Raw genomic sequence first — 21,408 nt, 5'->3', positions numbered from 1 at the left:
ACAGTGAAATAGCAAACTCAACTCCATTTTTTTGAAATTAAAATTGTCATAAAGATTTAATATAATAGATAAAAACCACCAAAACAGCCAAACCCCTTGAGCCACAAGGGATGGAGGATTTATAAGAACAAACATTCCCACCTACAAACAAGAACTATAAGAGTAGACCTTCCCCAAAGGGAAGAGGAAAAACTTTTTTTACTATTTTTTTGAAATGGAGATGGGGGAAATCACTTAAATAATTAACTCAAGGGCTTTAGCCCAATTGCTTTAGCAATTGTAATTCTTATTGAATTACTTAATAGATTAGATATTCATGGCTCTAGCCCAATCTTGAATACTTGGAAAGATTGTTAATTACTAAAAGACAACTATAAGCATTGTTCAGAAGTATCTTCACAATGGACTGCTAACAGTCCTCTAATTATCATTAATACATATACAGGCAAGCTGGGGCAGGTTAAATAAATTATTAAAAGAAATTTTGATGAATTGGTCAAAAAAGTGGCAAATAGCCCTACATTGATGAACTATAAGTATGCAAGCAACAATAGATGCTTGTAGTTCTTCTTGTCATGGAAGACTCCTAAATTCTTCTGAATTGGAGAGGTTTCACTAGCCTCTCCCTACATAACTAATTTCCTATAAGGTTCATATAGATCAACACACAAGGTATACATATCAATTAGCTTTCAACTAGCTGGTTATATGTGTGCCTTTTTTTATTATGGTGTAGTCCAACCCCTTCTGCCCCATATACAAGAAAAGGTAAATACTTTATAGGAGATGTGAGAATAGATGAGCAACAAATTACCAGATTGGTATGAAAATGGATTAAAGATGAAAAAAGGTGCAGAAAAGAAAAGAAACACTGATTCCCACTTGTATGAAGCTTATATGGAAGTGTTTGGAGTTGATTCAGAGTCACATGAAAAATTCTCTGAAAAGAAAAAATCAAGAAAAGCAGCTGTAACACTACTTAATGGAAAAACTATTGAAGTGGATGCCTTAGATTACAATTACAGGCCTCTTAGAGAGCATGTTACTGCTAACACTGAAAAATACCTCTTTGTAGGTGGGACATATGTAAACAAGGATGCTATTGCCTCTTTTGTGGATGCAGATGAGGAAGAAGTTAATAAGGCTTTAGATGAAGAAAGGAAAGATCAGGCAAAGTATGAGGATGAAGCTGAGAAGCTAGCAGAATCAGTATATAAAGAGAATGAACATAAGTTTAAAGATTATGGTCATGGAATTTACAGAGAAGTTTAAAAGGAGTGATTAAAAATGGCACAAGAGAAATTTGAAGCAATAGCTACTAAGAGAATTTATCTTAAAACAGATGAAGTATTAGATCAGCCTGCTGGCAAACAGTTTATTGAAGCTGTAGCCAAAGGACAAACCTTGTTTTATGTTGGTGACAACATCTTTTTAACTAAAAAACAGGTTGAAACATTAGAAGAGTGCTTTTCTATATCTGATGTTAAGAAAATCCAATAAAACAGATTGATTTATTCAGTTTTAATAATATAATAAATATTGTCATGATTTGGCAATTTCCTTATGACTGACTCTTTTGAGATCAGTCTCTTTTTTTGGCTAAAATCATAATAAAGCAGGGCAGATAGTTATTTTCATCAATTTGATTGTTAAGATTATAAAATCTAAGTAGTTTTTGGTTGATACTAAATCCCCCCTGCCCCATTACCTAATTAATAAATGTATGCTCTATAGGTCTTGATGCTAGTCAAATCAGTTGTGCAACTTTTGCTTTTTAATTTCCCTTTATAAATCCTTTATAACAAACTCTTAATGTGATAGGTGAAAATCTTCCCCAAAGTCAACCTAATTCCTTTGAACTCTCTGATAGTACAATTACCTCTAACAATGTTTGATGTCCAGAGTTATTTTCCACTTAGTAGTTTTTTATATAGCTTCAAGTCTATATTTTATTACAAATATGATACTACTCCACTTAATTTACTTTGAAGCATCCCACTACTATTTATGTAGTTTTCTTTCTAATAATCAGTTTTTATCTTAATCAAAGTCAAATTTTAATCTAGAGGATATGACAGTTTTATTTAATTGAATCTTCTCCATTCTTTCTAGATCTCTTTCTTTAATTCCCTTAATTTCATCTTCTTCAACAATTAAATTTTGCAATTCTTCAAGATCTTCTTTGTTTACTTGTACCCATTTTTTTAGTTGTGTATAGTATTCTGGATTTATTTTGTAAGAGTAAGCATCACCAATCACAATACCTTCCTTTAGAATATTTCTCATCCCTATTTTTGATCTTGTTGGTACAATCTTAGAAGACTCTAGCTCCTTCAATTCTTCTGATGAATTAACATTATGATCAATTATAGCTTTTATTATTACATAATGTGCTGGGTACGGAACCCATTTAAGTAAAATCAAATGTAATTCTTGGCTCCTATCTGATGAAAATTGAGTAAGATTCATTGTCTTGAATTTTGTTATTTGCTTTCTAAGTTCTTCAATCTGCAATTCCTGTTTGTAATGTAAATCAATTATAAGACTTTCTAAAGGATTACTATTTTGTTCATATTCAACATTAGTTAATGTATTCTTTTCAATCACCCCATAATGGTTTGGTTCAAGTACTTTTTCTAACATTTTTTGGGTGATTTGTTCATTCTGAGATACTGATTTATCAGTAAGCCCTTTAATTTCATTTGTTAAATCTTGGACTTTATTTAGGGCCTGACTAGATTTATCATCAAAATGTTTAGAAAGCCATATAGCAAACCCACCCAAAAACAAACTTGCTACAAAGGATGCTATTGTTAAAATAAAACTAGTTAATTCAATATTAGTCAAAATGTTATCTCCCATTCTCAACATAATTTCTAAGTTATTACCAACATAAATAATCATATCCTAAAACCCTATTTTATTTATCTTTTATGGAGTATGGAACCATCTGGATTATTCCTTTATCTTCAAAATCTCTTAAGGAATCTTCACAGTCCAAACACACTCTTGCAAAAATATATGGATGTCCCTCATATTTGAGTGGCAAATCAAATTGATCAGTTTTTATAACATCAATAGAAACCTCATTTAAGTTAGAATAAATATTAGTATGACAACATTCACAATGCATAGCTTCAGGGTTTTCTCTACAAAACAGACAAAAATCTGCCCCAAAGTCATCTACTACTGAATTGTTTTTGCATTGGTTACATTTTTTTGATTCAATAATTTCACAATTGATACATATTAAGTGGTTTATTTCCTCATCAAAAAACAAAAAATCTACTTCACCACATCTAGGACAATCATAAGTAACATTCTTAGTCTCTTGAATACTATCAATAAGTTGATTTATAGCCATGTCCTTTAAAATACTATTTTCAGTGGCATGGATAGCTTTTATTTTCTCCCACAAAGTACTTTTATTAAGAACCTCTTTTGCGTACCCATCTAATAATACTTTTTTCACCTTTTTTTCTTCATCCAGTAAAAATATTGCTTCTAATATATTTGAATATGTGGTTTCACAATGATGACATTTTATTTGTCCCTCTTTATTTAATAAAACCTCTAATGAACAAAAAGGACATGGAACCAATACACCATCAATACTTATCCCTTTAACACCTCTGTAATAATGACTTCTTATAGTTTCATCAGAAACAATATGATTCCAATTTGAAACTGTGCTAGACAATGTTGTATTAAGGAATAATTTAACCATCCTATCTAGTGAGTATAAAGTTTGTGAGAAAATAACTGAAGGTTCATCCTTAATATTTACTTCTTTATGAATAATGTTATTTCTTATACTCCTAATAGCTTCAATGTTCTTAACATCATCATTGCTTATTCTTCTACCTCTATCTCTATATACCATTTTAATTCTGTCTATTATCTTTTCAGAAGTTACAGTTTTTGTGTCATTTTCAAATTTATCCAATAAAAATAATGGATGTTCTTTTTCTAAAATTCTTTTTAATATTAATTCTGCCCCAATACCAAGAAGTAACAAAGCATATTTATACTCACCTGGATTTTCCTTTGCTTCATCATATGAGTAGATACTTCTTTCTATAAAGTCTATTCCATTTTCAAATAGACTCATTTTCAATTCTGCCATAACTAGTAATACTCCTTATCAATTGAGTTTAATAAACTGATTAAGATATAAAATTAAGAAGTTGGTAAAATTTCTTCAATGTCTATTTATTTAGGACTTAAGTTTTCCTAAATAAAATTCTACCATGGTTTTTACATTATATGTAATAATAATTATAAGAGAAGGAGGGGAACAAATGATTAATGAGAAAAAAGACTATAAGATACCATTTACTGAAACAATGTATCCTGCTAATAGTAGAATTAAATACTTTAATATACTAAATGGAGGTACTAGAAAAGAAATTCAATTCAAAAAATATATTTATGAATTTAACCTTAATGAAATAGAGGAATTGATAAAATCATATGATATAAAAACATTTAATAGTGTTAGGGTCTATGCCCAAACTATAAAAAGCTACATAAAATATTGTGTAGAATTAAAATTGATTAAAGTTAATCCTTTAGATGATGTTTTTAATATAAATTGGCTATCAACCTTTTTGGATAAAAAAGTGTTCATCACAGACCAAGAGTTAAAAGAAGTCATTAACAAATGCAAGAATCCTCAGGATGCAGTTTTGCTTCAACTTACTTTTGAAGGCGTACTTGGAAAAGGCTGTTCAGAACTACTAAATTTAAAAACATCTGACATTATAAATGGGACCACTTTGAAACTTAATGATCATGGGAATATTAGATATATTGAAGTAAGTAAGGCATGTATTGATCTAATATATGAAGCAGATAAACAAACGGTTTACTACAAGAAAAATGGAAAGACTGAAGCTAAAAGTAAAACATCTAATTTATTTTCCAATGGATTTGTTATCAAAACAATAAAATCTGAGAAAAAAAATAGAGACAATTATTTAATTTCCAGAAGGATTACTAGCCTAGCTAGTGTATTGAATCTACCACAAGGTAGCCCAAAATTTTTCAATGATTCTGGAAAGGTATCTTTAGCTAAAAATATATATATGAACCTTGGATATGTTGATGAGAAATTAGCTCAAGAAGAAATTTCTAAACAATTTAATATAAAAAAACAAAAACAAAAGGGCAAATTCTATTTGGCTCAAGGACTGAAAGAGTATACAAACCCTGATATTATTTATGATGTTTATAAACTGAGATTTGATTGTAAATTTATTTCACCTTTTAAACTAATTGATGAATCAAAAAAAGAGGCCAATAATTCAACTACTGAGGTTATTAAAAGAACTAAACAAGAAAAATTTAGAGATGACATTATGCTTAATTATGAAGAAAAGTGCTGTGTTACTGGAGAATCAATTGTAAATATTTTAGAATCAGCTCATATACAAAGATATATTAATGAGTATAGCCACCACCAACAAAATGGGTTACTACTAAGAGTAGACTTTCATAGGTTATTTGACAAAGGATTAATTACAATTACTCCTGATTATGTTTTATTAGTCAGTAATAATATAAATTCAAAGTATTACCAATCATATAATGGAATAAAAATTAGATTGCCAGTAATTAAGAATTATTATCCTTCTAAAGTAGCATTAAAACATCATAATGATAAATTCATAGACAACTTTGTTCAATTAAAAAAGAAGAGCTAAAAAACACTCTTCATCTAATTAAAACTATCTATTGATCCTTTTATGTAATCTTTCTCTTTTCTTCTCTAATGAATTTATTATATCTGTTGATAATTCACCAACATCAATAGTAACTTTAAACCTTTTATCACCAATTTTATTCTTTTTGTTATAGGCAAGATTTAATGTAAAGTTACATAGTCTTTCAAATCTACTTGGCTCTGAAATTGTCACAAAACCATTAAAATATGATTTAAATAATTTCTCATTGCCATACCATGTAAATAATAAAGCCCTACTTACATTGTTTCTCTTTGCCCATAGTATAGAATCAATTACTAGCATTAGAAATTCTGATTTCTGCCTTGCCTTCTTTCCAACATGAACTTCCAGAATACCTCTAAATAATCTGGATTTTGCTGGTATTTTTTTTATTTTGCATTTTAAAAAATTACCAAAAAGCCAAATCATTACTATTATTAACAATGCAGCTGCAATAATAAAAGATAATACACTTTGAGAAATAACACTTATGACCAATAGTGAAAAAATAACTAAAACAGATGTAATTATTATGCTATTGATAGTCAAAATTTACCTCTTTCCTCTTTCCACTTTATTACTAATAACTATACACTTAATAATCATTGATTACTAGACTGCAACTTAATACACTAAAATAGTGTAATAAAAATCATGACACCAATGGCAGGTCGAATATCCAATCGAAACAAGCACAGGCTTGTTCTCACGTTTCGCTTTCTCAAAAGCCTCTTCTCCCCACGGATACCAGTCTACTGGATTGTGGGCGTGCTGGAGCAAATAGGGCGATTTTTCATGAATTAACTTATTTTCGTGCGGCTGATCGATGTTGTTCAATTTGTCACCCTCCGTTTCTCGGTTTTATCTCTCTTCAGTGTACCAAAATGTTGTGCATAATCCTAAAAACAAAAAAACAAGCGGGATCACCGCTTGTTATATGTTTCCTCAATATAGGCTTGTTCTTCTTCTGTTGTCATTAATCTTTCAGCTTTTCCAATCGTTCCCCCATTTAAGTTCCAAATGTGGTTATGGACGTCCACTGCGTTGTTAAAGTTTCCATTGTCCCATTCTATTAAAGCTTCCGTATAAAAATCCTGGTACTTATACTCTTCAGCCGTTCCTTCTACTTTATCTAGCACTTCGAGCATATTATCAATCCGCTCTTCAGAAATTTGATAGATTCCCCACTTGTCTTCAGCAATGACTTTTTGATGCGTCATCCCATGAATGTAGTCCTGAAATTTATTTTCACTTGGTATTCCATCTGAAGTAATGGATTCTTCTCCATCATCTACGTAGCGTTCAGGATCAACGGATGACCCAGTTTCTTCGCCCATGGATTCCCTTGCATTTTCTTTTAAATTCCAATCTAAATCTGAAATGAACCAATACGTTAGTCCAAGTATAAGGACAACCATGGAAGAAATTGAAATTATTAAGGTTTTTGTGGAAGGCATGAAACGCTACAGCTCCTTAAAGACGTTGATTTCGTTTGCTTTTATTTGCGTTTATACTATTACTTAAAAAACACCAAAGGTTATATATACCTATTTTTACATACATTTCTATAAAAACAAGAGTTACCAGCATATTTCTAATTTTTTTGAAAAAAGAGTACTTTTGAAAGCTGTTTATAGGCGAATGTATAAGCATGTCCGGCACCTGGTACATAAATTATTTAGAGACAGGAGGTGGTAAAATGGGAAATCGAAGAAATGCAAGTAAACCTCGATTATATATGAATAGAGATAACAGAACTGAAGGTGAAACAAGAGGGCGTTGTGGTTGTCGAAATAATGAAACGGCCGGTCGTGAAACCGCTCCTAGCTGCTCTCGCTACTGCTCTAACGTTTGTCGTCGTTTATTTCCTCTAGATTTTACTCGTTGTTTTAACGACTGTGTATCGTGTCAGCAAGATGTGGTTTTTGAAACAGATCACGAGTTTTATGAAGATTAAGACTAAAGTTGAAAAGGACAATCCTGTTTTGTAAGGATTGTCCTTTTCGACCCTATTATTCAAGTACAAATGCACAATGAGTGCTCCATTCAAACTGATCTTTACGTAACCACATCCAAAGAGCTTCAATGTCCTCTGAAAAAACGCGGTCTTCCTCAATTGATGAGACGATTTTTCTACCTTCTTCATATAATTTCTGAGAGAAGGTCGAGGCTAGAGATATCCCTCTATATTCTAATGCTTGCATCGCACATATCATTTCAATCGCTACCACTTTCTGGGCATTCAGTATGATTTGATAAGCATGCCGAGCGCCTATTGTCCCCATACTGACGTGATCTTCTTGATTCGCTGATGAAGGTATACTATCGACGCTGGCTGGATGAGCAAACGTTTTGTTCTCTGATACGAGCGATGCTGCAACATATTGCAGAATCATAGCACCCGATTGAAGACCAGGATCAGGGCTTAGAAAGGATGGCAAATCATTTAGCTGGGGATTTACGAGTCGTTCTACTCTCCTTTCTGAGATATTAGCCATTTCAGCTACAGCAATTTTAAGAAAGTCCATCGCAATGGCGATAGGCTGACCGTGAAAATTCCCACCAGAGACGACCGTTTGACCGTTTTCTAAAATAAGAGGATTATCTGTAGCAGCGTTCATTTCAATCTCAAGTTTTTCTTTTACATAACCTAGACTTTGTCTAGAGGCACCGTGAACTTGTGGCATGCATCGTAAGGAGTAGGCGTCCTGCACGCGTTTTTCTCCTTGATGTGTCACGAGCTGGCTATCACGAGTTAACTTTCTTATTCGTTCAGCAACCTCTATTTGCTCAGGGTATCCACGTGCCTCATGTACCGCTGGATGAAACGCGTCGATAATGCCTTCAAGTGCTTCAAGTGTCATAGCCCCAATCCAATCACACTGATCCATTAAACGCTCAGCTTCAATGTAGCTGATAACCCCCATTGCCGTCATCGCCTGCGTACCATTAATAAGGGCAAGACCCTCTTTTGCTTTTAAGGTAAGAGGAGAAATACTCAGTTCATCGTACACACATTTTGTTTGTACTATTTTCCCTTGATAATGAACTTTTCCTTCTCCAACAAGAACTAACGCAAGATGAGACAAAGGAGCTAGATCTCCGGAAGCTCCAAGAGATCCCTGACTTGGAATAACGGGTATAATTTCTTCGTTTGCGAGATCGCAAAGACGTTCGACAACACATGGCCGTACCCCGGAATACCCTTTTAATAACGCATTCAGTCGTAACACGACCATAGCCTTACTTACTGGTTCAGGAAAATACTCCCCTACCCCGCAAGCATGAGAACGGATAAGGTGAAGTTGAAGAGTATCGACATCTTTATCCTGGATCCGAATGTCACTGAATTTACCAAAACCCGTATTAATTCCATAGACAGTCTCCCCACTTGCCACGATCTTCTCTACTGCTAACCTGCTTTTTATAACCTTCTCCATACTAAGAGGGTCAATCATTAGTTCTTCTCCTGCGTAAATCACACGTTTCATTTCTTTTATCGTTAACGTAGAACCATTTAAATAAACCATACCTATCGCCTTCTCTCTATGAAATTGATCGTCTTACAACAAAAAGAGGCGGCAATGGAACATACCGTTCCATTGCCGCCTCCTCATCACTCATTCCTTTAGGCAGCTTTTATCCTATATGATTAATTCCAAGACCAAACGTTTCATGTTCAAGCCCTTTTACTGGAGCGCCAATTGTTCCATAAAAGGCGACAGCAATCCATTCTCCTTCATCAAAATGCTCATAGGGTGAGCCTCGTACAATCGCAAAACGTAAGCCCACGGTTCGCATCATATCTCCGGCACCGATCTGGCCACGCATCACTCCTTCTAATGCCTCTAAAATAGCATGATACAAGGCATGCGTTTCTCGATAAAGCTCTTCTGAAATTATCTTATTCCTTTTTGCAGTTGTTTCAACAGCTGAAATTACTTTCTGCATACTCATTGATCCAGACTTTCCCTGACAGTAATCCACATCTTTCAGCTGTTGAGAAAATGGTTCTAACTCTTCAGGAGTTAATGAAGCGACGAGCATCGCTAATTTACCAATCAGTATCTTTTGTGTCATATCTATCACCTGTCCACGTTTCTACTAGTTACTAGTATCTCCCCTCATTGTAAGCGCTATCACAGACGATGGTCAAGATCATTCTCTTCGTTTACAAACGCCTATTAAAAATGAAAGCATCGTATAAACGGCCGTTTTCACTCCTATCTCGCCTACATCTTTTCGTGGATCGAGGCAAACGATGTCCATCGCCTTTACTTTCGGATGCTCACCCGCTAACTGAACAGCGTCAAACAACTCTTCCGTTCTCATACCACCTGGAGTTGCTGCTGGTGCTGCAGGATTAAAAGTAATATCAAGAACATCCATATCGACCGTTAAGTAAATCGTATCAACGGCATTTTCAAGCTTGGCTAAGGCATCCTGAACGACATGGTGGATCCCATTTTTTCTTACAGTTTTCATCGTCGTGTAATGAACAACATGTTCATCAGCATAGTTTTTTAACTCTAAACTGTTAAAAAAACCGTGAAGTCCGATATTATGCACATGCTTTCCTTCAACCGTATGGCTTTCTATTACCTGCCTTATTGGCGTGCCATTTGCGGGACCCAAATCCGCTAAGTTTCGTAAATCAAAATGGGTATCCAATTGCAAGATACCAATTGTCTCATTTTGATGAGCCTGCTTCCAGCCTTTAATTAACATGGCCGTAATTGAATGATCACCACCAAGCGTTAAAGGGATTGTATGTGGGTGATGTTCTCTCATGGCAACCATGACCTGTTGAATTTGATCATGAGTATAGCCTATATCTGTTACATGCTGTTTGACATCACCAAGATCGATCGCTTTTAAACAAGCTAGATCAATGTCTTCTTCAAGATTATACGTACGAAATGACCGCCATGCTCTACGCATAGCATCAGGATTCTCACTTGCAGCGGATGTACTAATCGATGACTTTGATAAAGGAACACCGAGAATTGTAATGTCGTAGTCTTCCCAATTTGGCGTTGATTCTCCGATCGTTTCAATCCAATCATTCACCGTAAGATCAAATTGTTCATCCGTTTGCTTTGACCAAATCATAGTAGGACGATTTAACATTGGGTATGGATATTCATTCATAAAAGGTGACCTCCAACGACGAGCGGCACGCCTCCTTTTATCACTGTGTCGACATGATTCATTCCATATTGATAGGAAAGAGTAAGATAATTAGGCACATCAAATATGGTGATATCAGCTTTTTTACCAGCTTCAAGACTCCCAGTAGCATCCGCACAACCAATCGCATGTGCAGCATTAATGGTTGTAGCAGTTAATACCTCTTCAGGCGTCATCCCCATTTTCAAGCAGCCAAGATTCATGATAAAGGGAAGTGAAAGTGTAGGAGATGAACCAGGGTTTGCATCCGTAGATAAAGCAACACCCACTCCAGCTTCAATCATCTTTCTACTTTGAGCAAAATCAGCCATTAAGAAAAACGCCGTACCTGGAAGTAATACCCCCATCACGCCTGCATCGGCCATGTCTTTTATCCCCTGATCTGATGCTCTAAGAAGGTGGTCAGCCGAAATCGCTCCAACCTCCGCAGCCAACTCCGCTCCTGAATAAGGTTCAATCTCATCAGCGTGAATCTTCGGAATAAGTCCGTACTCTTTTCCAGCTTCAAGTATGCGCTTTGATTGATCCGGAGTAAAAACGCCATGCTCACAAAAAACGTCATTAAACGTTGCCAGCTTCCGATTGGCTACTTCTGGAATCATTTCTGAAATCACTTTCGACACAAACGTTTCGGGGTTACTCTTTTCTGATAAAGGAATTGCGTGAGCACCCATAAATGTGGAAATTACATCAACAGGATGAGATTCATGTAATTGTTTCGCAACTTCTAATTGTTTTATTTCATGTTCTAACGTGAGTCCGTAACCGCTTTTCGCTTCAACTGTTGTCACTCCGTGCAATAAGAATTGGTCTAAACGTTTTCTAGACTGCTCGAACAATTCTTCATAACTTGCTTTTTGTGTCGCACGGGTAGTGGCATGAATGCCTCCTCCTGCTTCCATAATTTCCATATATGATTTCCCTTGTAACCGCATCGCGTATTCATTTTCTCTTGTTCCAGCATGAACCAGGTGAGTATGAGGGTCGATCAGCCCAGGCGTGACTACTTTACCTGTAGCATCGATTTGTTCAGTTTGCGCTGTTAACTCTTTGTATTTTTCTACTATTCGTGTCGATGTTCCAACTTCAACAATGATCCCATCTTCTATATACATAGCACCATTTTCAATTAATCCTATTTGCGACATTTCCTCTTTTATAGCTGGGCGGTCCGAGTAACCCGACACTGTGATCAGCTGAGCAGCATTTTTTATTAATAATCGTGCAGTCATATCTCTCTACCTCCTATTTCTTTCGTAGCATTGGAACGTGAATTCCTTTCTCTTCTGCCGTTTTCTTCGCTAAATCATAGCCAGCGTCAACATGACGAACAACCCCCATTCCAGGGTCTGTTGTTAAAACACGGCCAATTCGCTCTTCCGCCTCTTTCGTCCCATCTGCCACAATAACCATACCTGCATGGAGTGAATAGCCCATGCCCACACCACCACCATGGTGGACGCTAACCCAGCTTGCTCCACCAACACTATTAATCATCGCATTTAAAATCGGCCAATCAGCCACAGCATCGCTTCCATCTTTCATTGCTTCTGTCTCTCGATTTGGTGAAGCGACGGAGCCAGAGTCAAGATGATCACGCCCGATCACAATCGGAGCACTTAATTCACCGTTTGCCACCATGTTATTAATGATTTTCCCAAATTTCGCTCGTTCTCCGTACCCAAGCCAACAAATCCGAGAAGGAAGTCCTTGAAAACTAATTTTCTCTCGCGCCATACGAATCCAATGACAAAGGTGCTCGTTGTCACTAAACTCGTTTAAAATCACTTCATCTGTTTTATAAATATCTTTTGGGTCTCCAGATAAAGCCACCCACCGAAAAGGGCCCTTCCCTTCGCAAAACTGCGGTCGGATATAAGCCGGTACAAATCCAGGGAAATCGAATGCACGTTGAACGCCTTCATCTTTGGCAACCTGGCGAATATTATTCCCGTAATCGAATGTGACAGCTCCTTGCTTTTGCATCTCAAGCATGGCCTGAACGTGTATGGCGATACTTTGTTTTGCTAGTTTACTATACTGATTAGGACTCTCTTTACGAAGTTTCTCCGCTGCTGTTATATCCAGGTTAATAGGATAATAACCGTTTAAAGGGTCATGAGCAGAAGTTTGATCAGTTAAAACGTCAGGAATAAATTTATGATCGATCATCTTAGGTAAAATCTCTGCTGCATTACCAAGTAAACCAATGGAAAGAGCTTCTCCTTTATTCCGGGCTTTTTTCGCCATTTCAATCGCCTGCTCAAGACTAGCGGTTGACGTATCAAGATAGTTTGTATCGATCCGACGCTGCATCCGTTTCTCATCCATTTCAATCGCAATACAAACTCCACCGTTAAGTGTGACGGCGAGTGGTTGTGCCCCCCCCATCCCACCAAGGCCTGCTGTTAACGTAATTGTATTCCTTAAACTACCATTAAAATGCTGTTTTCCACATTCAGCAAACGTCTCATACGTCCCCTGGACAATTCCTTGACTGCCAATGTAAATCCAGCTCCCAGCTGTCATTTGTCCATACATCATCAACCCTTTTCGATCGAGCTCATGAAAGTGGTCCCAATTTGCCCAGGCAGGCACCAAATTTGAATTAGCAATCAGTACTTTGGGCGCATCCTTGTGAGTCCTGAAAACAGCTACTGGCTTTCCAGATTGGATCAACAGTGTTTCATCATTCTCAAGCTCCTTTAATGAACGAACAATCGCTTCATAACACTCCCAATTCCGCGCCGCTTTCCCTATTCCTCCATAGACTACGAGTTCCTCTGGATTCTCCGCGACATCAGGATGCAAATTATTACTGAGCATTCGTAAAGCAGCTTCCTGAATCCATCCTTTCGTGTGAAGAGCTGTACCTCGATACTGCTCTACTTTGTTTGCTTTTGTATCCGTCATCTTCGTCACCCTTTCAGAATCATTCATTAATAAAAGCGTAGCATCTGACGCAGAAACGATATAGAGCACCAGGTTTCGAATAGTAGTAAATACTTTATAAACTAGAAGATTCCCAAACAATTTATAGTAATTTCTTTAGAAAAGTTAATTAAACTATTTTTTCTATAAATGAGGGTAATGTAGCACGACTAATATCTATAAGTGAAAGATCTCTGTAAGGAAAAAATACTATTCTATATAAGCTCATGTCCTGCTTAAAATAAGATCATTTTCTTCTACACCAGTCGATTCATAAATCCAAAAAAAAATTTGGTGTTAATTAAGGAGAAATAATGGGAAGAGTATAGATGGTTGCATTATGATGATTAGAATTAAAAGGAGTGGAAAAACATGAACAACAGTCAATTCGACAAAATCAAGAACGGAACAGGATTTATTGCAGCGCTTGATCAGAGTGGCGGAAGTACACCAAAGGCCCTTGCAGAATACGGTGTTCCTGAAGATTCCTACTCTGATGAAGAAGAAATGTTTGATCGCGTCCATCAAATGCGGACAAGAATCATTACTTCACCTGCTTTTAATGGGGAGAAAATTCTTGGAGCGATCCTATTTGAACAAACGATGGATCGCGAAATTGAAGGCAAGTATACTGCTGACTATCTCGCAGATAAGGGAATCGTTCCTTTCCTAAAAGTTGACAAAGGACTAGCCGATCAAGAAAATGGCGTTCAGCTAATGAAACCAATTCATGATTTAGATGTAACGCTTGGTCGCGCAAGTGAACGCAAAATCTTCGGTACGAAAATGCGCTCTGTGATTCATGAACCAAACGAAAGCAGTATCAAAGCAGTTGTTGAACAGCAGTTTGATATCGGAAAACGAATTCTAGCCGCTGACCTAATGCCAATTATTGAACCAGAAGTAAACATTCACAGTGAAGACAAAGAGAAATCAGAAGAAATTTTACGCGAAGAAATCCTTAAACAGCTTAATGAATTGTCAGAAGATCAAAATGTCATGCTTAAACTATCAATTCCTACTAAAGCGAATGCGTATAAACAATTAATTGAGCACCCTCGCGTGCTACGTGTTGTTGCGTTATCTGGTGGGTATTCACGTGATGAAGCGAATGAAAAGTTAAAAGAAAACGATGGTCTTATTGCAAGCTTCTCTAGAGCACTTGCTGCTGATTTAAACGCCAATCAGTCTGAACAGGAATTTAACAATGCTTTACAGAACGCAGTAGACTCTATATACGAAGCTTCAGTAAACAAAAAATAAAAAGTGCTAAATGGAATGGGTGAGGATACTACCGTGTATCCCACCCATTCTTCTTTTTTATTCCCCCTCTTTTCGATATTCTCCTGGGGTTTTCCCAGTAGTTTCTTTAAAAACCCGACTAAAGTAATTCGGACTTTTGAAACCTACATGACTCGCAATAGACTGAATCGATTCTTCTGTAGATGTAAGAAGCTCTTTCGCTTTAGAGATCCGCGTTGAATTTAATATTTCTCGAAACGATTGACCGTACTTTTGGGTTAAAGTGTGACTTAAGTATGCTGGATTGCGAAGCACATAATCGGCTACTTCTTTTAAGTTAAGTGCTGGGTCACTATAATGCTCATCAATGTAGATTAAGGTTTCTTCAATGACGTTTCTTCTTGAAACAGGACGAAAGTCGACTGATTCATGTAGGAGATGTGTAAGGAATAAAATCAGATCCTGAACAATGCGATAAAGAATGGGACTGTATAAAATCGATTCAAACACCTGTTTATATAAGACCTCACTTCGATTATCAGTCAATCCTTTACGGAGCATAAACCTTCTTATTTGAGCAAGGATACTTGTTAAACGCGTTCGCAACAGACCTGGTTCTGGATAAGGGAATTCCAATCCATAAAAGTGTTCATACAGCCAATCTTTCAATTCTTCCATTCGACTTTCCTCAAGCATATAAATCCAATGACGCTGCTCCGTTAACGTTAAAAAAGGATCGATATCATGCCACTCATCGTTTTGATCGGAATGGAGAACTTGTTGATATCCAGTAAAAAAAGACACTTCCAATACCTTTCGTAATTTCATATAAATTTGATGCAAAGAATCGTCGCTCTTTCCTTGATGCACAGCAATGACAATGGACTCTTCATTCATTTGCTCCCATTCGCGCAAAAACCGCTGCGCCTGATGAGTTGGTTCAAGTATCGGTTGTTCAAAAACAAGGACAATCCGATCTGTTGTTGAGAAAACAAGGGGCGTAAATGAAAAGTTAAACTGATCAATAAATTGGCGTAATTCACCAAGAAAGCCTCTTTTCTCGGTCTTCATTAAGTATACTGGAGCCCGATAAGCCAATTGATCATCCGTAAACAAGGATTTATACCAAAGTGTTTGTTGTAACTCTTCCCCTTTCTCCCTCCTTTTGAATTCCGTAACGTTCCGAAAGGCTTTCTGTAGAGAGGATTTTATTTTTAAAGGTGAGAGCGGTTTCACAATTAAGTCCACTGCACCAATTTCAATTGCTTCTGTTGCTCTTTCAAAGGTTGGTTCTGCTGTTACTGCAATCACTTCCATTGTGTAACGATCAATAAACGTTTTCATGAGATTCCATTTCTCACGAGGGATCATGTCCAATTCAATGAAAAGGATTTCAGGTAATTCTTTTTCTAAAACCATCATAACCTCTGTCAACTGATTAACCGTTTTTACTAAAGAAATAGGAAATGAATACTTTGAGATTAACCATTTCAAACCGAGTAACTCCTTGGAATCACGATCTCCAATAACTAGTTTGTACATAAGTCATTTGCCCCTGCTTCCTCTATTTCATGTTCGTTCCCACACAAGAGATTCTTTATCATCTCTTCTCTATTCCCTTTTATTTTGTCAAAATGCATAAGAAACCTCAATATTTTTTCTTCATCTCCTTTTCGTGCAAAAAAAAAGGACTTGCTACATAGCAATGACCCTTATCTCGTCATCTAGACGTCGTTATTCTCCATTACCAAGAACAGCTGTAACGCCCCACACCTTATCGTATGCACCATAACGATTTAATCCTATATCGAGGTCATGGAAATAACGATGAAGCTTCTGAACATCTCCTGTACTGCCATGCTCAATATAATGTAAGGCAATGAATTTAATATCGTGTAAGTCCTGGTTGAGATCCCCTTCTTCCTCTTTCAGATAACCATTAACTGCGGATACAATTTCAATCGCCTTTTCGGTTTGATCGTTATGATTAAGACTTGAGATCTCGCCAAAACCAGTTGTTTGATTGTAAAAGGCGTGTGTCGAAGCAACGAAAGCGTTCACATTTTCATCTCCAGGATTTACCGATACCGCTGACGCAATTTCGTCAATTTCCTCTTTTGTATAATCTGCCCGTTCTACTAAAACTGGGGCAATCCATTCGCTATTTGCGGAAAGAGCACGTTCATTAATCGAAAATAGAATATATATAGTAATAGCAAGACTACCAACCGTTGCTAGAGCAAGAAAAACAAATTTTGTCTTTGTCTTAAACACACGATCGCCTCCCCCATCTCAAATAGAAAAAAATGTAGGCTTAACGTCACAAAAGCGATATCTCATTATTGATAGATATCGCTTTTGTTTATGCGAAACCAAAAGTTGTCCTCACCTTATTGATCTCCGTAAGTTTCGGTGACCCCAAACGTATCCTCATGATCATAATTGTTAAGGGCTTTATCGAGATCATGAAAGTACCGATGAAGTGCTCGAACCTCAGTTGTCGTAAGGGGTTGGCTAGATAGTTCCTTTATAGACAATAAATCTTTTTTGAGATCTTCATGCGCTACCCCGTTTTCTAAAAACACATCAATATAGGCTACGGCAGCAGTTGCTTGACGCTCCTGTGCTTCTAGGTCCAATGGACGATCAATCATCCCGTAGCCCGTTGTGCGATTGTAATAGGCGTGAAAATCGGCAACGAAATCTTCTTCATGCTTATATTCTGCTGGGAACGAAGCCGCAGATACTAGATAATCATTCCCCCCTACCTTTGTTCCATTTACCTCTGTGTGGAGTGAGAAAATATAAATATAGAGAGCCGCGAATGTTGCAGCAACGAGGAGACTGACTATGGAAAACATCACTTTCGCTTGATCCATTTCATCTTCCCCCATTCGAATTTCTCTCTATTCTAATTGTTTATTTAGCAAAACCGAAAATATTTTTAATTTTGGTAACACCCCATTTCGGATCATGTGACCTGCTTTCATCCCGAAAACGATCCTGCACAACGGCCATTAGCCTTTCTTCTCGAGCTGACATCTGTTCATCCGCAATTTGTCTTTCCTTCGTTACTTCAAATTGATAGAATTCACGTTCGTCGACTGAAACATCAGCAAGATGATCGATTTTTTTACCAATAGCATTCAGCTCCATTTGGTTGATTGAAGCATGCGCATCTGAAGCAGTGGCAATTTCTTCATGAACAATTTCATGAACTTGGTGAACAATATCTTTTTCTAAACGCTTTACGGTTTCATCCATACTGAGAAGCTTTTTTACTTCTTCGGATTCAACAAAGGAAACAATTTTGGATAAGGAAGTCTGAATGTCTACCTGCTCAATAGGCTCGCTAGGAGTGATTTTTTCTGTTTCCTTTCCTTGTAGTTCTAACGTATTGATAATGACTTCGTCTGCAGCATGACTTTCTTTCATGTTTTTAATCAATTGAAGAACTTCAATATCACCAATTGTATACGTACGGGCATTGTTTTCATCACGTGGAATGGTTAGAAATGGCGCAAACTGCTCTTCCCATAATTTCAATGTATGACGAGACACATTCAACATGGAAGCCACCCTGGAAATCATCATTGTATTATTCATCTTCATCATTCCTCCCCGTTGATTTATTAAAGGTATTCAATGGGGGTCTATCGATTTTCCTGCTGGGTGACAAAGGTTCTTAAAAACAGTCAGAGATTCTCAGGAAAACGCGCTAATCTACAAAAGCGCTCGTTTGTTGTAATGTTTTGAAACGGTATATTCATATTTCTCGAATCATGACATGTTCCTTTAATCGAGAGTTCACTCCTGAGACTCGTTCATTAATCCATTTAGCATCTAAGAATGCGCTATCAAATCAAGGAATTATGGTAATATATAGTTAAAACGAAATGGGGGAAGTCATGAGTACGGTTGTCACACCTGTAAAACAGCCGAAATTACAAAAGAGAAAGTGGCCGTATTACTTTATTGGAAGTGTCTTATTACTAGTGATCCTCGCTTTAGCCATCAGTTTTTGGTTTGTCCAAAGAACAGCTCCTGAAACAAATGGGGAAATTACCTTGTCAGGCTTACAAGATTCTGTTTCTATTTATCGAGATCGTTCAGGCGTTCCTCATATTGATGCCTCATCAACAAAGGATTTATTTATGGCTCAAGGATTTGTCACAGCTCAGGACCGCATGTTTCAAATGGATCTAAGTCGGCGCCAAGCTTCTGGAACACTTAGTGAAGTGATTGGTGAGTCAACGATCGAAAATGACAAGTTTTTTCGTACGCTCGGCTTAAGAAGGGCTGCAGAAGATTCCTATCATGGCTACTCTGATGAGGCAAAGCAAATACTCGAGTGGTATGCTGATGGGGTTAACGCCTATATGACCAAAGCAAAAGAGGCGAATGCACTGCCGATTGAATTTACACTTGCGGGTTATGAACCAAATGAATGGACACCAATTGATTCTCTTACAATTGGAAAGTACATGGCGTTTGATTTGGGCGGACATTGGGAAGGTCAGGCCTTTCGCTACTACTTACTTCAGAACTTTTCTGAAAAAGAAGCAATGGATTTATTTCCTAGTTATCCTGATGACGGCTCCACTGTTATTCAAGAAATAAAAGAAAGTCAATTAGATATGTCGAAAAGCTTCGCAAAAGCAGTTATCCCTGACCCATTTAATGGAAGCAACAATTGGGTTGTTTCAGGCAAAAAAACCGCTTCAGGAAAGCCGCTTCTAGCTAATGATCCGCATCTTGGCCTTGGCACCCCTCCTATCTGGTACGAAACACATTTAAATTCTCCTGATTACCATGTCAGCGGCGTTATTTTTGCAGGCGTTCCTGGAATTATTGTAGGACGAAACGACTCGATTGCCTGGGGAGTTACAAATGTAGGACCAGATGTTCAGGATCTCTATATTGAAAAAAGAAACCCTGCTAATCACACTGAATTTAAATATAACGATTCATGGGAGGAAGCAGAAGTTCTTGACGAAAGCATACCCGTTAAAGACAGTGAACCGATTCCCTACGAGGTTGTGATTACACGCCACGGTCCAATTCTTTCTGAATTTGCCCATGACGATCAACCAGATACAGCTTTATCCCTCAGGTGGACTGCATTAGATCCTTCAACCGAATTGGAAGCTGTTCTTAAGATCGATCAAGCGTCTAATTGGGAAGAATTTAAGGAAGCGCTCACTTCTTTTCATACGCCAGCTCAAAATTTTGTGTTTGCTTCCACTGACGGAACAATTGCTTATCGAGCAAATGGACTCATTCCAATTCGTAAAAATGGCGATAGCATGCTGCCAGTCCCCGGTTGGAACGATGACTATGAATGGGAAGGTTATATTCCCTGGGAAGAACTTCCGACAATCGTAAATCCGGATGAAGGGTTCATTTCTACCGCAAATAATAAAATTACAACAGATGACTACCCCTATCACATCACCCATACGTGGGCTCAACCTTATCGTCAGGATCGCATTCGAGAAGTATTGATTGAAGGAAATAATCTTGAGGCTCAGGATATGATGAACCTTCAAAATGATTTCGTGAATTTACAAGGAAAAGAGCTCACTCCTCTATTAACAAAGGAACTTAATAGAGAAAATTTGACCTCAGTTGAAAAAGACGCTCTCTCGCTTCTTCAAAAATGGAACTACATCGATGGCAAAGATGAAGCTGCTCCCCTTCTCTTTCATTTATGGTTAGTGGAAATGGAGAGGGTGCTATTTGATGGAAAGATTGACAAAGAAATGATGCCGCTTTTTGATGGAAAAAGTCAAGTCATTGACCAACTCATTAGACGAGCTGTGAATGGTGAAGAAGGACCTTGGATGGAGAAGGCCGGGGGATTTCAATCCGTCGTAACAAAATCCTATCAATCTGCCGTTGACCGCGCAGTTTCTTTACAAGGACATACACCTAAAAAATGGGCGTGGGGGACGTTCCATTCCGTGCCCTTTGAACATCCTCTTGGTGCGATAAAGCCCTTAAACCTTCTCTTCAATCCAGAAGTGAACGCCATTGGCGGTAGCCGCGTAACAGTTGGCGCTGCAGGTTGGAAATCATCAACCGGCACCGTTAACCACGGAGCCCCCTGGCGAGGTGTCACGGATTTAGCCAATATGGGAACAAGCTATAACGTCCTATCGCCTGGTCAATCTGGTTACGTATTTAGTGAATGGTACGACAATCAAATTGATGATTGGGTAAATGGGCGTTACCACGAAACGAAAATGAGCGGCTATGAAGAAAACGCGAAGCATCTTATTCTGAAACCGTAACAAAAGGCTCTCTCAAACGAATGAGA

Annotated in this window: 19 protein-coding genes and 1 pseudogene; 6 read left to right on the top strand and 14 right to left on the bottom strand. The window is 37.4% G+C overall.

The window, feature by feature from the left end; genetic code table 11:
• Positions 1 to 798 precede the first annotated feature (798 nt).
• Together LC090_RS09925 and LC090_RS09920 are read left to right on the top strand one after the other, a co-directional pair.
• The gene (locus LC090_RS09925; RefSeq protein ID WP_226657626.1) at positions 799 to 1,272 is read left to right on the top strand and encodes a hypothetical protein; all 474 of its coding nucleotides are present in this window, start codon (positions 799 to 801) and stop codon (positions 1,270 to 1,272) included.
• Between the two features lie 15 nt (positions 1,273 to 1,287).
• Positions 1,288 to 1,500: a hypothetical protein gene (locus LC090_RS09920; protein ID WP_226657624.1), complete on the top strand. Its 213-nt coding sequence runs from the start codon at positions 1,288 to 1,290 to the stop codon at positions 1,498 to 1,500.
• 540 nt (positions 1,501 to 2,040) lie between these two features.
• On the opposite strand, the gene LC090_RS09915 is transcribed toward LC090_RS09920, so the two are convergent.
• Complete coding sequence (locus LC090_RS09915; protein WP_226657622.1) at positions 2,041 to 2,847, bottom strand: hypothetical protein; 807 nt, start codon at positions 2,845 to 2,847, stop codon at positions 2,041 to 2,043.
• 73 nt (positions 2,848 to 2,920) lie between these two features.
• Positions 2,921 to 4,126, bottom strand: a complete 1,206-nt coding sequence (locus LC090_RS09910) for a hypothetical protein (RefSeq protein ID WP_226657620.1) — start codon at positions 4,124 to 4,126, stop codon at positions 2,921 to 2,923.
• Positions 4,127 to 4,301: 175 nt separating this feature from the next.
• Between LC090_RS09910 and LC090_RS09905 the strand changes: the two genes are divergently transcribed.
• Entirely contained in the window at positions 4,302 to 5,705 is a 1,404-nt protein-coding gene (locus tag LC090_RS09905) for an HNH endonuclease (RefSeq protein WP_226657618.1), read from the top strand.
• A 24-nt stretch (positions 5,706 to 5,729) separates the two neighbouring features.
• Here the strand turns inward: LC090_RS09905 and LC090_RS09900 are convergent, their stop codons facing one another.
• The 3 genes and pseudogenes from LC090_RS09900 to LC090_RS09890 form a co-directional block, all read right to left on the bottom strand.
• Positions 5,730 to 6,275 carry a hypothetical protein gene (locus LC090_RS09900; protein ID WP_226657616.1) on the bottom strand — a complete coding sequence of 182 codons (546 nt, stop codon included), beginning with the start codon at positions 6,273 to 6,275 and terminating at the stop codon, positions 5,730 to 5,732.
• Positions 6,276 to 6,380: 105 nt separating this feature from the next.
• Positions 6,381 to 6,554, bottom strand: a pseudogene (locus tag LC090_RS09895) (DUF255 domain-containing protein); the annotation flags it as partial.
• Between the two features lie 95 nt (positions 6,555 to 6,649).
• Positions 6,650 to 7,183, bottom strand: coding sequence for a DUF6241 domain-containing protein (locus tag LC090_RS09890; protein ID WP_226657614.1), 534 nt, complete (start codon positions 7,181 to 7,183; stop codon positions 6,650 to 6,652).
• Positions 7,184 to 7,425: 242 nt separating this feature from the next.
• Here LC090_RS09890 and LC090_RS09885 point away from each other — a divergent pair, with 242 nt between their 5' ends.
• A complete protein-coding gene (locus LC090_RS09885) occupies positions 7,426 to 7,683 on the top strand; it encodes a hypothetical protein (protein WP_226657613.1) in 258 nt (85 codons plus the stop codon).
• A 55-nt stretch (positions 7,684 to 7,738) separates the two neighbouring features.
• Here LC090_RS09885 and hutH read toward each other — a convergent pair whose 3' ends face one another.
• The 5 genes from hutH to hutU form a co-directional block, all read right to left on the bottom strand.
• On the bottom strand, positions 7,739 to 9,256 hold the full coding sequence (hutH, locus tag LC090_RS09880; RefSeq protein ID WP_226657612.1) for a histidine ammonia-lyase: 1,518 nt from the start codon (positions 9,254 to 9,256) through the stop codon (positions 7,739 to 7,741).
• Between the two features lie 109 nt (positions 9,257 to 9,365).
• Positions 9,366 to 9,806, bottom strand: a complete 441-nt coding sequence (gene hutP / locus LC090_RS09875; protein WP_255648077.1) for a hut operon transcriptional regulator HutP — start codon at positions 9,804 to 9,806, stop codon at positions 9,366 to 9,368.
• Positions 9,807 to 9,884: 78 nt separating this feature from the next.
• Positions 9,885 to 10,877, bottom strand: coding sequence for an agmatinase family protein (locus LC090_RS09870; protein WP_226657611.1), 993 nt, complete (start codon positions 10,875 to 10,877; stop codon positions 9,885 to 9,887).
• Positions 10,874 to 12,148 (bottom strand): imidazolonepropionase, encoded by a 1,275-nt coding sequence (gene hutI / locus LC090_RS09865; RefSeq protein ID WP_226657609.1) that lies wholly within the window; start codon positions 12,146 to 12,148, stop codon positions 10,874 to 10,876. Before hutI ends, LC090_RS09870 begins: the two co-directional genes overlap by 4 nt.
• Positions 12,149 to 12,161: 13 nt before the next feature.
• On the bottom strand, positions 12,162 to 13,829 hold the full coding sequence (hutU, locus tag LC090_RS09860) for a urocanate hydratase (RefSeq protein ID WP_226657606.1): 1,668 nt from the start codon (positions 13,827 to 13,829) through the stop codon (positions 12,162 to 12,164).
• Between the two features lie 390 nt (positions 13,830 to 14,219).
• Here hutU and LC090_RS09855 point away from each other — a divergent pair, with 390 nt between their 5' ends.
• Positions 14,220 to 15,110: a fructose bisphosphate aldolase gene (locus tag LC090_RS09855; protein WP_226657604.1), complete on the top strand. Its 891-nt coding sequence runs from the start codon at positions 14,220 to 14,222 to the stop codon at positions 15,108 to 15,110.
• Between the two features lie 57 nt (positions 15,111 to 15,167).
• Here LC090_RS09855 and LC090_RS09850 read toward each other — a convergent pair whose 3' ends face one another.
• The 4 genes from LC090_RS09850 to LC090_RS09835 form a co-directional block, all read right to left on the bottom strand.
• Complete coding sequence (locus LC090_RS09850; RefSeq protein ID WP_226657602.1) at positions 15,168 to 16,631, bottom strand: helix-turn-helix domain-containing protein; 1,464 nt, start codon at positions 16,629 to 16,631, stop codon at positions 15,168 to 15,170.
• A gap of 192 nt (positions 16,632 to 16,823) precedes the next feature.
• Positions 16,824 to 17,363, bottom strand: coding sequence for a hypothetical protein (locus LC090_RS09845; RefSeq protein WP_226657600.1), 540 nt, complete (start codon positions 17,361 to 17,363; stop codon positions 16,824 to 16,826).
• Between the two features lie 116 nt (positions 17,364 to 17,479).
• Complete coding sequence (locus tag LC090_RS09840) at positions 17,480 to 17,968, bottom strand: hypothetical protein (protein ID WP_226657598.1); 489 nt, start codon at positions 17,966 to 17,968, stop codon at positions 17,480 to 17,482.
• A 40-nt stretch (positions 17,969 to 18,008) separates the two neighbouring features.
• Entirely contained in the window at positions 18,009 to 18,695 is a 687-nt protein-coding gene (locus LC090_RS09835) for a MerR family transcriptional regulator (RefSeq protein WP_226657595.1), read from the bottom strand.
• A gap of 302 nt (positions 18,696 to 18,997) precedes the next feature.
• Here LC090_RS09835 and LC090_RS09830 point away from each other — a divergent pair, with 302 nt between their 5' ends.
• Positions 18,998 to 21,382: a penicillin acylase family protein gene (locus LC090_RS09830; RefSeq protein WP_226657593.1), complete on the top strand. Its 2,385-nt coding sequence runs from the start codon at positions 18,998 to 19,000 to the stop codon at positions 21,380 to 21,382.
• The last annotated feature ends 26 nt before the right edge of the window (positions 21,383 to 21,408 follow it).

The sequence above is a fragment of the Guptibacillus hwajinpoensis genome, assembly GCF_020524165.1.
GTDB lineage: Bacteria > Bacillota > Bacilli > Bacillales > Guptibacillaceae > Guptibacillus > Guptibacillus hwajinpoensis_D.
The sequence above is the reverse complement of the archived record's forward strand: the minus strand, read 5'-3'. Positions and strand labels throughout refer to the sequence as shown.